Origin of the sequence: Chryseobacterium sp. MYb7, from assembly GCF_002979455.1 — a bacterium.
Taxonomy (GTDB): domain Bacteria; phylum Bacteroidota; class Bacteroidia; order Flavobacteriales; family Weeksellaceae; genus Chryseobacterium.
On sequence record NZ_PCOU01000013.1, the window covers coordinates 16,673 to 30,760 of the forward strand.

At 32.0% G+C, this 14,088-nt stretch carries 13 protein-coding genes; 7 read left to right on the forward strand and 6 right to left on the reverse strand.

The window, feature by feature from the left end:
- The first annotated feature begins 250 nt into the window (after positions 1–250).
- The 5 genes from CQ046_RS11915 to CQ046_RS11935 all read left to right on the forward strand — a co-directional run bounded on the left by CQ046_RS11915 (position 251) and on the right by CQ046_RS11935 (position 6,181).
- A complete protein-coding gene (locus tag CQ046_RS11915) occupies positions 251–1,684 on the forward strand; it encodes a tetratricopeptide repeat protein (protein WP_105702457.1) in 1,434 nt (477 codons plus the stop codon).
- Between the two features lie 362 nt (positions 1,685–2,046).
- Entirely contained in the window at positions 2,047–3,336 is a 1,290-nt protein-coding gene (locus CQ046_RS11920; RefSeq protein WP_105702458.1) for a phage integrase SAM-like domain-containing protein, read from the forward strand.
- Between the two features lie 14 nt (positions 3,337–3,350).
- Positions 3,351–4,133: a helix-turn-helix domain-containing protein gene (locus CQ046_RS11925; protein WP_105702459.1), complete on the forward strand. Its 783-nt coding sequence runs from the start codon at positions 3,351–3,353 to the stop codon at positions 4,131–4,133.
- A gap of 164 nt (positions 4,134–4,297) precedes the next feature.
- Positions 4,298–5,797 (forward strand): hypothetical protein, encoded by a 1,500-nt coding sequence (locus CQ046_RS11930; RefSeq protein WP_105702460.1) that lies wholly within the window; start codon positions 4,298–4,300, stop codon positions 5,795–5,797.
- Between the two features lie 45 nt (positions 5,798–5,842).
- Complete coding sequence (locus CQ046_RS11935) at positions 5,843–6,181, forward strand: hypothetical protein (RefSeq protein WP_105702461.1); 339 nt, start codon at positions 5,843–5,845, stop codon at positions 6,179–6,181.
- A gap of 260 nt (positions 6,182–6,441) precedes the next feature.
- Here CQ046_RS11935 and CQ046_RS11940 read toward each other — a convergent pair whose 3' ends face one another.
- The 5 genes from CQ046_RS11940 to CQ046_RS11965 form a co-directional block, all read right to left on the reverse strand.
- On the reverse strand, positions 6,442–6,861 hold the full coding sequence (locus tag CQ046_RS11940) for a hypothetical protein (protein WP_105702462.1): 420 nt from the start codon (positions 6,859–6,861) through the stop codon (positions 6,442–6,444).
- 454 nt (positions 6,862–7,315) lie between these two features.
- Positions 7,316–9,238, reverse strand: a complete 1,923-nt coding sequence (locus CQ046_RS11950) for a hypothetical protein (RefSeq protein ID WP_123906613.1) — start codon at positions 9,236–9,238, stop codon at positions 7,316–7,318.
- 345 nt (positions 9,239–9,583) lie between these two features.
- The gene (locus CQ046_RS11955) at positions 9,584–9,931 is read right to left on the reverse strand and encodes a hypothetical protein (protein ID WP_105702465.1); all 348 of its coding nucleotides are present in this window, start codon (positions 9,929–9,931) and stop codon (positions 9,584–9,586) included.
- Positions 9,932–9,936: 5 nt separating this feature from the next.
- Complete coding sequence (locus CQ046_RS11960) at positions 9,937–10,350, reverse strand: hypothetical protein (RefSeq protein WP_105702466.1); 414 nt, start codon at positions 10,348–10,350, stop codon at positions 9,937–9,939.
- A gap of 404 nt (positions 10,351–10,754) precedes the next feature.
- Positions 10,755–11,249, reverse strand: a complete 495-nt coding sequence (locus CQ046_RS11965; protein WP_072922115.1) for a hypothetical protein — start codon at positions 11,247–11,249, stop codon at positions 10,755–10,757.
- A gap of 493 nt (positions 11,250–11,742) precedes the next feature.
- On the opposite strand from CQ046_RS11965, the gene CQ046_RS11970 reads away from it, so the two are divergent.
- Positions 11,743–12,198, forward strand: coding sequence for an antirestriction protein ArdA (locus tag CQ046_RS11970; RefSeq protein WP_228406936.1), 456 nt, complete (start codon positions 11,743–11,745; stop codon positions 12,196–12,198).
- 126 nt (positions 12,199–12,324) lie between these two features.
- Entirely contained in the window at positions 12,325–12,912 is a 588-nt protein-coding gene (locus tag CQ046_RS11975; protein WP_105702467.1) for a recombinase family protein, read from the forward strand.
- 407 nt (positions 12,913–13,319) lie between these two features.
- Here the strand turns inward: CQ046_RS11975 and tpiA are convergent, their stop codons facing one another.
- Positions 13,320–14,078 carry a triose-phosphate isomerase gene (tpiA, locus tag CQ046_RS11980; RefSeq protein WP_105702468.1) on the reverse strand — a complete coding sequence of 253 codons (759 nt, stop codon included), beginning with the start codon at positions 14,076–14,078 and terminating at the stop codon, positions 13,320–13,322.
- Positions 14,079–14,088 lie beyond the last annotated feature (10 nt).

Genomic DNA, 14,088 nt, shown 5'->3' on the forward strand with positions numbered 1-14,088 from the left:
CTTTATATCACAATTTTCATCGACAAACTTCTAATTTATTGGATGAATTTTGGAATGAATTTTGGCTTAAATGCTATGTATGTTAATGGATTGTTGTTTTTTATGTATTTGATAATCAATTTATTTAAAAATAGGCAAGTAGATGTTTGGTTATTATAATCTGATGGTTTATGATTAATTTTATTTAATTTTTTAGTTTAAAACAGTATGTATAGCAGTGAGTGCATACATATGAAAAATAATTCAATATATGGTGAGATTTTTTATTTTCTTTTTCCCTTTATTTCTTCTTTCCCAGCAAAAAATAACTCAACAGGGTATTGACCTTAAATTGAAAAAGGCGGAAACCCTTATTTGTAAGGGAGAAACAGATGCCTATATCAGGTTGAGCCTTTCTATTTTGGAAGATTCCAAATCTGTTGATTATCCAAGAGGTAAAGCTGTCGCCTATTATAACTTAGCTACCGGTTATAATTTGAAGGATAGTTATAACAAAAGTAATCAGTACTTAAAATTAATGGAATCTGAGCTTAAAAATACACACGAAGATGACCAGGAGATTGCAATGAATATATTGTACAGCAACAACTATTATGGCATCAAAATGTATGATGAAGCATTGAAAAAGCTCAGGAAAAATTTAATACTGGTTAAAAATGTAAAAATAGATTCCAACAGAAGTTATATCAAGAGCCTGACACTCATTAGTATGGGCAAAAATTATTATAAAAAGGGTAGGCATGACTCTGCTACTTATTACGATAAAAAGGCCATAGAGGAATTGAAAACCCAGAAAAAGCTGAATTCAATTTTTGGAACCAATTTAAAAATAACACTATTAAATCTGGCGGAAGTAAAGTTTTCAGAAAATAAAATAGATTCTACAGAATTGTATTTAAAGTCTGCACAGGCTATGCCAGTAAGATTAGGCAATCGTGAATATCAGACATTTAAAATCTCAGGGCAAATTCATGATGTAAGAAAAGAATATGATTCGGCAATTGCAGATTATCAAAAAGCTATAGAACTTGCAGGGAAGTCAAAGGCTGTCAAAAACATGTCAGAATTATACAATTTGATCTCTCAAACCTATGAAAAAGCTGGGAGAATGGATGCCCGTGATGAGTATTTGTCCAAATATAACATCCTTAACGATAGTTTAAAGATCGTAGAATCAGAGAATTTAGAGACTACAGTAGGACTTCTTATTGAAGAAAAGCAAAAAATTTTAAAGAGTAGAAATAACTTTTTATGGTTCGGTATTCTTATAGGAATTGTATTTGTGATAGGTTCTTTTTTGTTCATTCTCTTCAGAATACGTAAAAAAAATGAAATTTTGGAAATAAAAGAAAAGGAATCTAAAGTATTAAATCAAAGGTTGAATCTTGCTTTTGAAGAAATCATACAATTAGCTAAAAATAATGATTCTGAATTTTATACCCGCTTCGAAGAAGTTTATCCCACATTTTTTCCAAAATTACTGAGAATAGAACCAGAGTTACAGAGAAGTGAATTGAAGTTCTGTGCCTTATTATTTCTGAATTTTTCTACTAAAGATATTGCTGCTTATACTTTTGTACAACCACAATCTGTACAAACCCGAAAAAACAGGATGAGAAAAAGACTGAATATTCCTTCTGATCAGGATATCTATACCTGGATGAAAAGTATTGCTGAGAAATAATTCTTCAAGGATATTTCATAATACACCAGAGGCGGCATCGAAGATACTGGTGCGCTTGAAATCAAATGAAAACCCTTGAAACGAGTTTCGTGTAATAACGGCTTGTTTCAGGGGTTTTCTATTTTGTTACATTTCGTATTTACGGTTCAAAATTGCAAATTCCCTCATTGAATTTCTTAAATGTCGGAAAGATGTCGGAACAAATCTGGCTGTAATTTTTTTAGAATTGGCTCGTAATATATGAAACACAATTTATTTAACCAAATTTTAACATGTGACAATTTGTCCGATTGTGGAAATTTTCGTATCTTTGCACTCCTCAAAAAGCTTGGGGTAATACTAACATTTAATCCAAATAATTTATGTTAAAGACAAAATTTTTTGTCAGACACAAGTCTGGCGAAGTAATTACGCCTATTTATGTGCGTGTAAGCAATGGTCGAGCGTTCGACCTAAAAGTAGCAACCAAAGAAACCTGTATTGCTTCCCGTTGGGATGATGAAAACGGAATGATGAAAGAGAGATTTTTCGTTGAGCAAAAAGGTAAATTGGTTGAGAAAAGAGACGGTAAAACAAGGGCTTTATTTCTTGAAAGTAAAGAAGTGAATGAAAGGCTTCAAGACTTGGCTAAAAAGATTGATAAAGCCTTTAAGGAAGCTGAAGAAGTAGAATTTAATACAGAATGGTTGAAAACCGTAATTAATCCTCCTGTTGTAGTAGAAAATACCGTTCCAGATGATTTTGTGTCATTCTGTCCTGTATTTATTGAGCAAAAGAAGCATGAAATCTCCAAAGGTTACACTATTAAAGTTAACTGTTTGAAAAGGATTATTAAGGAATTTTTGAAGCATAGCAAAAAGAAGACTTTAAAATTCAGCGAAATTAATTTGAAATTCAAACTTGAATTTGATAAGTACTGCTATGAAGTAATGGGGTATTCTGTTAATTATACTTCAACTAATCTAAGGCTACTACGTATCATTGCTTATCAAGCCGAAAGAAACGGAATTAAACTACATTCCCAAATTAAGCTAGTTAAATCAAAAGAAGAAAAAACAATCTTTCAAATTTTAACTCCGGCGGAATTAAAAGCAATTGAAAATCATGTTTTTGAAGATGTGGACTTAGACAATGTCCGCGATTGGTTGCTAATCTCAGTTTTCAGTGGTCAACGCATATCGGATTTCATGAGATTTAACGTAGAAATGCTTACTAAAGAAGAGCTTGAAAATGAGCAAGAGGGTTATTTCTTGAACTTTATTCAAGATAAAACTGGGCATATCTTACATTTACCTGTTCACCCAAAGATATTGGAGATACTCAATAAAAGAGGTTTTAGATTTCCTCCGAAATATGATGAAGACAAGTACAATAAATTGGTGAAAACAGTTTGTAAAGATGCTGGGATTACTGAAATGTGCTACGGTGGCATTGAAAAAAATAGACGAAAAGTCTTTGCAAACTATCCCAAACATGAGCTTATTACAAGCCATATTGGAAGAAGAAGTTTTGCAAGTAATAATTATGGTAAAATTCCAACCCCTTTATTAATGGTGGCGACTGCACACAAATCTGAAAGTATGTTTTTAAGATACATTGGAAAGGTGGATAATCAGCAATCACACGCATTAGCCAGTTATTTTTTTAATTAATATAATTTAACAATATGAATAAACTATTAGAAAACCCGCTTTTAAAGCACGATTTACTCTCAATTGACAGGTTTGTGTGCAGGTTCGGAAATATTGGATTTTTACACCCCAAAACGAGCTTAAAAATGACATTTTTTGACTGTAAAGAAGAAATGGAAATCTCGGAAGAAGAATATGACGGGAATAATCCCTTTCATATGTACTTTGTCAATTATGATAAGATACTTCCAATTTTTGACTTCGGGATGTTTTATAATGCGATCATGCCTATATTTTCGGATTTGTCACATGGCTTCAGACAAGAATTGAGAGATTATTTACTAACTATTAACGATTTAACCACAAAACGACAAGTTGCCTATGAAATAAAACTACATTTTATTAGTATCGGTGAGATTTTATCATCACTTGAAAACCTTAACCCAATCCAAAAAGAGGTTGTTGATCATTTTATATCTCAATACAAACAAGAAATTGAGAATCTGGATAAACTATGCGTATTATATTTTGAATCATTTTCAGGCGATTCTGGCGTGTCAAATGATAAAATACTACAATCTATCATTGAAAGGATTTTAGCTGAAAAAACGGCTGATTTGACGGCTAAAATTAAGGCTATGGAGGAAAGAATGCTACCTGAACTTTTATCAATCAAAGAAGCGCAAGAGTTCTTAGGGGTGAGTGATACAACATTTTGGAGAATGAGAAAGTCGGCTGGTATTCCAGAATATATGCTCGGAGCGCAAACCTACTTTAAAATGTCTGAAATTGTAGACTGTCTTGTACGTACGAATTAATTTACCTCTAAAGTAGGATTCTTCTGTCTTACTGAAAATAAACACCTAAAAATTTTATTGGAAGATTTTAAGCATTGGCAACGCCTGTGCCGGTTGTTGCTTTTGCTTGAAGTCAATTATTAACCTTTCCTCATTTCATTAGACTTGGGGAGTAAATTATTTTTATGAAAAAGAAAACTAAAACAAAGAAATCAAAAAAAGCTCTACAAGTTAGAGCTAGACTAAAAAATATAGGCTTGATACCCTCGTCTATCAAAAATTATGTTGATGCAATGGTCAAGGCTTATCCTCCAAAATTCAAATATAAATGCAGAGTAGAGTTTTTCTACTATATTATTATAACCATTATCAAAGGGCAAAATACTTTTAAAAACAAACCGTCAGCTAACGCTCCCGTACCCTTAAATGCTGCGATTTTAAAAGGTATTATCTCCAATTATGAAGAGTATTTAAGATGGCTTGTTGAAATGGATGTTATTTTCTTGGCTGTAAATCATTCTGCTGGACATCATTCAAACAAATATTGCTTCACAGATTTTATTTTAATGTCCTTTGAAAAAGTACCTGAACTTGAAAAAGTTGAAATGAAAAGATTAGAATCCGATAGCGTAATTGTTGAGAAGTCGATTGAGGATTCTGATATTTATAAAGAAAATAATCACCTTTTAAAATGGTTTAATGATAAATTGGAGATAGATTTTGACGGTGCGTTGAGTTTTATTGATGATTATATCAATGAAAACTACACTTATGTAAGTGGAGATTATAGAATTTATGGTATTGAACCTGAAAAAGTTGCCTGTAAACGAATGCATTGGATTAATCACATTTCAAAACTTCATCATAAAGTTTTCACTGCAAGTAGAAATGAGAAAAGTGATTTTAGATTGCACACAGTCTTAACGAACTTCAAGAAAATATTTAAGCCTTTCGTAACGTATGACAGCAAAAAATTGGTTGCATTTGATTTGAAAAATTCACAACCGTATTTTCTAGTCTATCTCATATCTAATCTGATTAGTTCTAGGAGTAGGTATGTAGATAGATTATGTAGAAAGGTATATGGAATTAGACTATGTACCTTTATGTTGCCGATTTTGAAAGAAACCCACTCTAGTAAGGAGTTTACAGAGGAATTTTTTCAAATTGAAAAATGGGTGCTTGAGGGTACATTATATGAGAATTTAGCATTGGCTTTAGAACCTCAAAAATCATTTACAGGTAAGTTTTACATTCCTAATGTATTCATAAAAGAATTGAAAAGAAAAGAGTGGACTGTATTTGATACGGAAAGAGAACTTATGAAATCCGTTTTCATAAAAACCCTTTTCTGTAAGAATGTAAAGGAAGATTCTGAACACGAATATTATTACCAAAAGTTAAGAGCGAAATTTCCTCAATTTATAAGAGTCCTTGAGATATTAAAAGAAGATAATCATAAGAACTTATCGAGACTTCTTCAAAATATAGAATCTCACTGTATCATTGATTATGTGACTAAAAAGATTGCAAAATATTATCCAGAAATGCCACTTTTTACGATTCACGACAGCATTTGTACAACTATTGATTTTGAAGCGGTTTTAGGTGAGCTTATGGTGCGATATGTTGAAGAATTTACAGGATTTGTGCCAAAAGTAGCTAAAGAAAGTTGGGGTGTCTAACTCTTGCGCCGGAGCAGAAACATTACTAAATACTAAATAAAAGATATGAGACAAAAATATATTGTAGATAAAAAAGCCGTACAAGACTTTGAAAATGAGATAGGGTTTACCATAGAATCAGATTATACAATTGTGTTGTTTGACAAGAAAGACGGTTCTGTGATGGGGGAGGTGTATAATGTGTTTGGAAACTGCTTGGAGTTAGACTTTAATCCAGAGTATGATATACAGCCCCAACATATTGAAACATTTTTACAAAAATTCTTAGAAAATGAAAATGATGTTGTGTGGAATAATCATATAACACATTTGTCGAATCTTAATATAATTGACGACAGTCACTCTAAATGGAAAGAGAGAACGGCATATATTTATTTGAATTAGTTACAATTTTTCGAAATTAACACACATAGCCAAATTTTTGAATTGGCTATAAAATAAAAATGATTGGCTTTACCTGCCTGTGGTAGAACCAATCATTTTATTTATCCTCAAGTACCAGTAAGAATTGTTTGTCAAATATTTGATAATCATATCTAATTAGAAGGATATTCAATATATAATCTCTATTATTGAATTTGCTTTTGTAGCTTTACAGCTATACTAAAAATAAAAGTGGTAGTAATAAGATTATTTTTTTTCATTTATTGAGCTTTATCTATTGACGTCGCATCACTAGTAATTAAAGGGAAATTAGGATGTTGAATATAAATCTTACCTTTCCCGTCAGAAAAATTGAATTCTATTTCGGATATTCTTTGTTCGTAAGAATTAGTTTCTTCATCGTATGTTAAAACTTTATATTTTAATTTACAATTACTAACATCAATAAAATCACAACTCAAAGTTTTAATGATTTTAAATCTAATAAATAATTCATCTTTATCTTTTTTCCTGATTTTTAAATCTATAAAGTCTCCTATAATCTCATATTTAATAGGAACATACCAATCATCAAGACTATATGCAAAATAAGATACTTCATTAGGGCAGTCTTTTTTTTCAGTTTGACAAAAGTATAATTGACACAAAAAGAATGTTATAATAATTAAATTTTTATTCATAATAAAAGCCCTATTTAATCAACTTTTTAAAAAGCCACCAATTTATGAAACCTAAAAGTATAGTGACCAAAATAAATAAAATATTTGGACTGAAATTATCAAAAACTAAAATCGTAATTAAGTACACTATTATTGCATAAGTAATATGAAGCCATATTTTATTGCCTACAGTTTTAACAAAAATATATAAAAGTAGGAAAATCCATATGTAAGCAATAAGCATAAATATCATAAAATCATAAATCAACATCACCTTTATTAGATCCAACTTCGTATAGAAAGTAGACCTCATATCTAAGTTAATTAATTTGTAGGCTTTTGCATCATGCTCAGCATTAAATATAGTTCCTAGTGAAAATTGTAAAATATTCTTCAGTCCTATAGATATATATGTAATTCCTATAAGTTTTAAAATATTAATAATGAAAAATTTAAATTGCTTTAACATATAATATTAATTACAACCCAATGAACTAATGGGTAATTTACCTTTAACATAATCTTTAATCTTGCTATATTTCGGTCTGTATTTTACAGGAGTTACTATGCTTGCTTGTCCGCCATTATCTTCTACATGTTTTTTTAATTTTTCTTGCATGTCTTCCCACAAATTATCTGCACCACTAAAGGCAGCATATTCTATTAAGTGATTTAAAATTGCTTCTTTATCAGAATAGTTACGAGAAACTCTATCAACACCTCTAGTATAAATTGTAATAGAACCATCATTTGGATTGGTATAATAACTAAAAGCTCTATTTCCAGCTACAGGATGTATGCCATCATGATACCAATCAAGCGGAGCTTTCACTGTTGAAAAAATCCACGTATTTGAAGAAAAGCCCGAACAAACAACTGTTCCATCATCTGCTGGAATTTTTATATGAATTAAGGCACCTAAAGGATTTGATGAGTTCCATAAAGCTTTATCATTAATTCCATAATAATTATCAACGATTGGTGTGAACTTTTCTGCAAATAGATTAATATTCTTTCTGAAAAATTGGAAAAACTCTTCGGGAGTATATTTTTGAGTCGTTCCCGGTTTATTTGGCATGCTAGAAATTTTCACAGGAAACAAATCCATATTCAGTCTTGCCCCAAGAGCATCATCTAAATCTGTAATTTTCCAGTTATCATAATAGCTTGTTTGGTTTTTAATATTTTGTATTTTATCTTTTACTGACTGCGGAGCAGAATGATTAGCAACTGATGACCAATCATCTAATTGGCTTAATTGTGCACAATTTATATCTAACAATAAATTGGGATTCTGTTTCACAGCATTATCTAAGTCTATTATTCTATTAAAAATTTGCTCAGGATTTACAGTATCTGGATTCTGTTCCAAAAAATTATATGCATAAGTTAGCATTGGTTGAAAGTCTCCCCAAGTAATTGCATTATTTTGTTTGAATTGTAAAGCCCATTTGATTAAATCTTGAGATAACTGGCTGCTATTAAAATCATAAAACTTTTTTAAGCCATCATAAAATTCAGTATTGGCTGTATCATAAAGAACAGATTTCAAATCTACTGGAAGTCTTTTAACGTAAAAAAAGAATGTACTAAGAGTTGGAATTGTCGGAGTATCCGTACCACCTCCTAAGCCTGTAGTAGGCCCCATATCACCACCTCCTGGTGAGCCATCAATTCCTAGGCTTGTATCTGCTGTACAAACTAATGCTACCATTGTGATGTGTTGAGCTGCATAACCTCCTTTATTTTGCCAATTGCACTCTCCCCAACTACTTTCATTACCTTGGTGATGCTCTCCTGTATAGCAAGAGAAATACATATCTACAGTTTTATAAGAACATGATTCTGCTCCTCCCATACTTCTATTAGAAACTATCCCACCATATGTTCCTTTTGCAAGTTCAATAGCAGTGGCTTTTCCTGCCGTTTTCACTCCTTTTCCTGAAAGCAGATCTTGTTTTTCCTGCGGTGTAAAATTATACGTTACCAAAAGTTCTTTATAACTACCATCTGGCAAGTTAGATAACACCAGATTTTCTAAAGGTGCACTTTCAGGTGAGTTTTCTCTTACCAGATTAAATGTGTAAGTATGAAAATTAGTCCCATATTCAATATACGTCACATTGTCTGTGTCAATAGAGATCCCATTAGCATAATCAACTGCTTTGCCTGATACATTGGTTTTAATTTCTGTTAGATTGTTTTGAGCCTTTTGTAATTCAGTTTTAAGAACTAGTTTGTGTTTACTTTGTTCTAAACGAATTGTTTTGGATGTTGGTCTAAATTGACCACTGTTATTGTAAGTTTCTTGCTCTGTCGACAGTTCATTCCTACAGGAATATAACAAGACCATAATAGTTACCAAAGAGAGTAACCTCGCAATAAATTTGTTTTTCATTATATGTGTTAAATTTAAAAGTTATTTAGTTTTCTAGGCGACAAAGATATAAAAATCATCAAATCACTTAATACGGGAAGCCATATTTTGTTTAATAATGCAAATATATATTGTCAAAGCGACAAAACGTGTCGCATTATTTTTAGTTTTTACTATTTAGCTTTTTCTTTGTTAAAATATTTTTCAGTCTTTTGGTAATAAATTTTAAACCTAGCAAAGTGTAATAAGTAAAGCCTATGTACAAGATAATTAACAGGAATAGAGTCAGGGATGAAAACATATCATCCCAGATACTATATATCTTGTATTCAAATGGAGGAATGCAACCTCTTTGAAACTCCGATATCATTTTGCAACATCAAAAGGGTTTTCGTTTGCCTTCATGAACACGCTCCCCATGCGCTTATACTTGAGATTTTTACCTTTTACACACAAATCATAAAGTCCGTTTCCTTTCTGTTCTGAAATGCGCAAGAAAACAATGTCACTTTCGTTGCAGTCATTATCTATTGCAACGTGTTTTCTAAGGTCAGAAATAGTTGCGTCTACTTTTTTCAAAAAAGATTGGATTTTCTTATCCGGTGCAGGTTCTTGATAGTTTGCGGGTAAATCACACTTTTTGTCTTTTTGTGTTTCCTGTGCGAAATAAATTGTTGGCAACGCCAATACAACTGTAAATAGTAATTTTTTCATTGTAATTATTTTTGATTGTTAATAGTTGTTGAATTGTTGCTCTTAGAAAATAATCTTTTATAGATGTAAATAAGTAAGAGAATAATGAGTGGGAGAATTACATATATGATATATTCCTGATGATCGTAATAGCCCCAAAGTCCAATAAATCCGTCATAAACATAACTTCCCTTGTAAGTTTTATAGCTGAAGCTATGGAAAGGGTAAAAATGAGATGCAGGTGAATAATTGGTATCACATAAAGGGCAGGAAATGTAATCAGGAGTGAATAGATAATATTCTTCATAGATTACAATTCCTTCACCTCTCAAAGTATTTGTGTACATTGGATGCCAATTTGTGAGATAGCTTACATATCCGATAGTATTGAATATAATCCAGAAGAATAAGAATTTTTGTTGTTTGATGCTTAGTATCATTGTTTCTATTTTGTTTGATTTTGGGCAACAAAAAAAGCAGATGGACTATTCCAAATGCTTATCTTGAAAGGTCGGCAAAAACCCAGAACAATAAAACAAATAGATAGCCACACCTGCCATATAGCAAGTGTGCCAACTTTGTTTTTGCTTATTGTTCTTATATAAGTTTGCCGTTTATCAAGAAAGCAATTAAAAGTTTACACTTTTTTCGTTATGTCATCTAAATAGCTGATAGCTTTTTAGATAAATTTTTCTATATCAATAATTAAACCGTTTTTAAATTCATTATTTGCAAAAATGATGAAAAAATCTGAGATTCATAAATGATTTTGATAAATTCTTTATACATTACTTTTTAATTTAAGGTAGACTTATTTAGGTGAGTTTTTCTATAAATCTATTGCTTATGGTATAGTCTTAATTATTGTATCAATATCAGTAATCATGAATCTGAGCATATCCCAATCTTTTAATTTTGTGTTTTTATTATATACATCCTTTCTTATGCTTAATAAGAAATTAGCAAATTTTTTCATAGTTTGGTTTGGGTTGTCAGATGATTCTCCGCTATAAAACCCTTGCATCATTTCATTATATGCATTTACCATTTCGTCTGAGCCAAAAGTAATAAGATTAAATCCTGCCTTTCTATAATCAACTGAGGTAATCTCATCAAGAGCCTTGTCTTTCATCTTTTGATTTTCTTTTGCTGCAAAAAGAGTTATAAATGGATTTAAGATTTTGTTATATGTTTCAATTCTTTTTTCTAAAGCTCTATCTTCAATAGCTTTTAATTCTTCTTTTTGAGTTTTAAGGAACCAGCTAATTAAACCTCCTATAAAAACTAGTACAGGCGCTCCAAGAGCAGTGATTAGAGTAAGAGTATTTTGATCGTTCATACAAATAAATGTTAAAGTTATATATTTTGTAGTAAGTTTTAACTGCGTAAGTATAATGAAAAAGCTCAATTCATCCTATGGGGTTTTCCACATATTTTATAATTTTTTGAAAATTATTCAAATTCTTTTTATATGTCTCGATAGAGTACCCATAGTAGTCTTAGGGGGAGGGGGTAAGGCGAGTTTTTGATAGTACCCCCACCTGTTGAAAGCCGGGCAAAAGTTTTTGGGAGGTGTAAAAATCTCAACACTTTTTTTGAACATTTTTAGACTGTAATCTAAAGTTATAACAGATGTTAAGAGATCTTTTACGGATTCAAAATATTGTTGCTATTTCATTGAATATCACCCTATTTTTGTAACATTTGGCACAGTTTTCGACTACTATAAACCAACAAAAAACCCCGTCAATACTATCAATATTGAACGGGGAAGTGTAAAAAATTCTAACGCTAATTAAAACTTATCTACAATGGCAAAGTTACAAAATTGTTTGGAGGACTTCCAAATCTATGTTGGTACTTACAGTAAGTACAATTCAGGGAGCATTTATGGCTCATGGCTTAAATTATCAGATTATTCAAATTATGACGAGCTTTTACAGGCTATGCAGGATCTTCACCAAGACGAAGACGAACCAGAGATCATGTTTCAGGATTATGAATGTTCGGAGTTCTTTATCAAACAAAAGCTAATTAGCGAATGTCATCTTTCAGTAAACATTTATGAGATAGCCGAAGAGATTAATAATTCAGATTATGATTTTGAGGTTATAGAAGCCTATGCAGATTGCATGAGTTATTATCATGAGGACATAAGCAACCTACTAGACAGCCTTTCAGATTCTTATTATGGTGAGTATGATTCAGACGAAGATTTTGCCCAGACTACTTTAGAACAGGAGGGTTCAATTCCTGAAAACTTGCCCTCTTACATATACATTGATTGAGAAGCAACAGCCAGACATTTGATGTATGATTATATGAGTTCTAACGGGTATTACTTCCGAAACTAGCTACAATAACAATCTTTGCACCTTGTTTAAATGCAGGGTGCTTTATAACATTTTACAATTATGAAAGCGAGATATATAAGAGTTTCAACAGGGGCACAGAACACGGCAAGACAGGAAGAGAGACAAGCGCAGGGCGAAAGAGTATTTATTGATGTTGTTAGCGGTTCTACTCCTTTTAAGGATAGAGAACAGGGAAAGGAACTGATAAGAGCTATTGAGAATAACGAAATTAATTATGTTTCGGTGAGTTCTATTGACAGGTTAGGACGTAATCTCTATGACATACTAACAACTCTGGAATTTTTCAAAGAAAAGGGCGTTATTCTCAAAGTAGATAATCTCGGAATAGAAAGCCTGATTAAGGGTAAAGAGAATCAAGCATTCAAACTTATTATTTCTGTCATGGCTAACATCGCAGAATTAGAGCGAGAAACCATTTTAGAGCGTCAAAGAGAGGGGATTGCGCTCGCAAAGGCGAAAGGTATTTACAAAGGACGAGAGAAAGGTTCTACGGAGAGCATGGAAGATTTCCTTTTTAAGTATAAAGAAGTAATTAAGAGCCTAAAGAAAGGAAATTCTATCAGAGATACGGCTAAAATTTGTTCGGTCAGTATTGGAACTGTTCAGAAAGTCAAAAATAATATATGATGTAACGAGGGTAGATCACTCCAAGAAAATAAAACTATCACTATCTACAAATCAGAAAGCAGGTAAAAAGATCTGTTTTTACTATGGGGGTGCTAGGTAGTTGCTTTTATTATTCTATATAGTTAATATGGTCCTCTATTTAGCTATCTGTTGATCTTTCAAAATAATAACATTTCGCATTTTTTAAGGTTTTGAACAACCACAAAAAGAGTATCGTTTTTGTCTTTCGGGCATGGTATTTGTATCCCTGCAACAGAGATCATTGAAAGGGGTTTGAGTTTTGATTGTCGGAAATATGTCGGAAAGTTTTCACAAAATAAAATCGCAATGCACGATGAACAAGCACATTACGATTTTAAAAGACGGCATCGAAGATGCCGCCTCTGGTGTATTTATTTGTTTTGATCTTAGTTGAAACCCTCAATAATCTTAGAGAAATCCTCCAATTTCAAAGCAGCTCCTCCAATAAGACCTCCATCAATATCTGGCTGAGAGAAGATTTCCTTAGCATTGTCCGGCTTCACAGAACCTCCGTAAAGAATAGAAATTTCATCCGCTACTTCCTGACCGTATTTAGCAGCAATGATGCTTCTAATATGCGCATGGATTTCCTGAGCCTGCTCAGGTGTTGCTGTTTCTCCCGTTCCAATAGCCCAAACAGGTTCGTAAGCAATCACTACTTTTTTGATCTCTTCAGCAGAAAGCGTGAAAAGAGCTACTTCAGTCTGATTTTTTACCACTTCAAAATGTTGTCCTGCTTTTCTCTGTTCAAGAGTTTCTCCGTTACAATAAACAGGGATAAGACCTTTGTCAAGCGCTAATTTAATTTTTCTGTTACAGTGAGAATCTGTTTCACCGTGGTATTGTCTTCTTTCAGAGTGCCCGATTAAAGATCCGGTAGCATCAATAGATTCCAGCATATCTGCAGAAATCTCACCAGTATATGCACCACTTTCATGCTCACTCATATCCTGAGAAAATACTCCAATTTCATCCTTTTCAAAGATGTCTTTTGCCATCATTAAATACAATGAAGGCGGAGCAATCCAAACCTCACAATTGGTAGCATTGTTATTTTTATAGCTTAGTAACTGAATCATCAATTGTTGTGCATCAATTACATTTTTGTTCATTTTCCAGTTTCCTGCAACTATTTTTCTTCTCATAAGATTTATA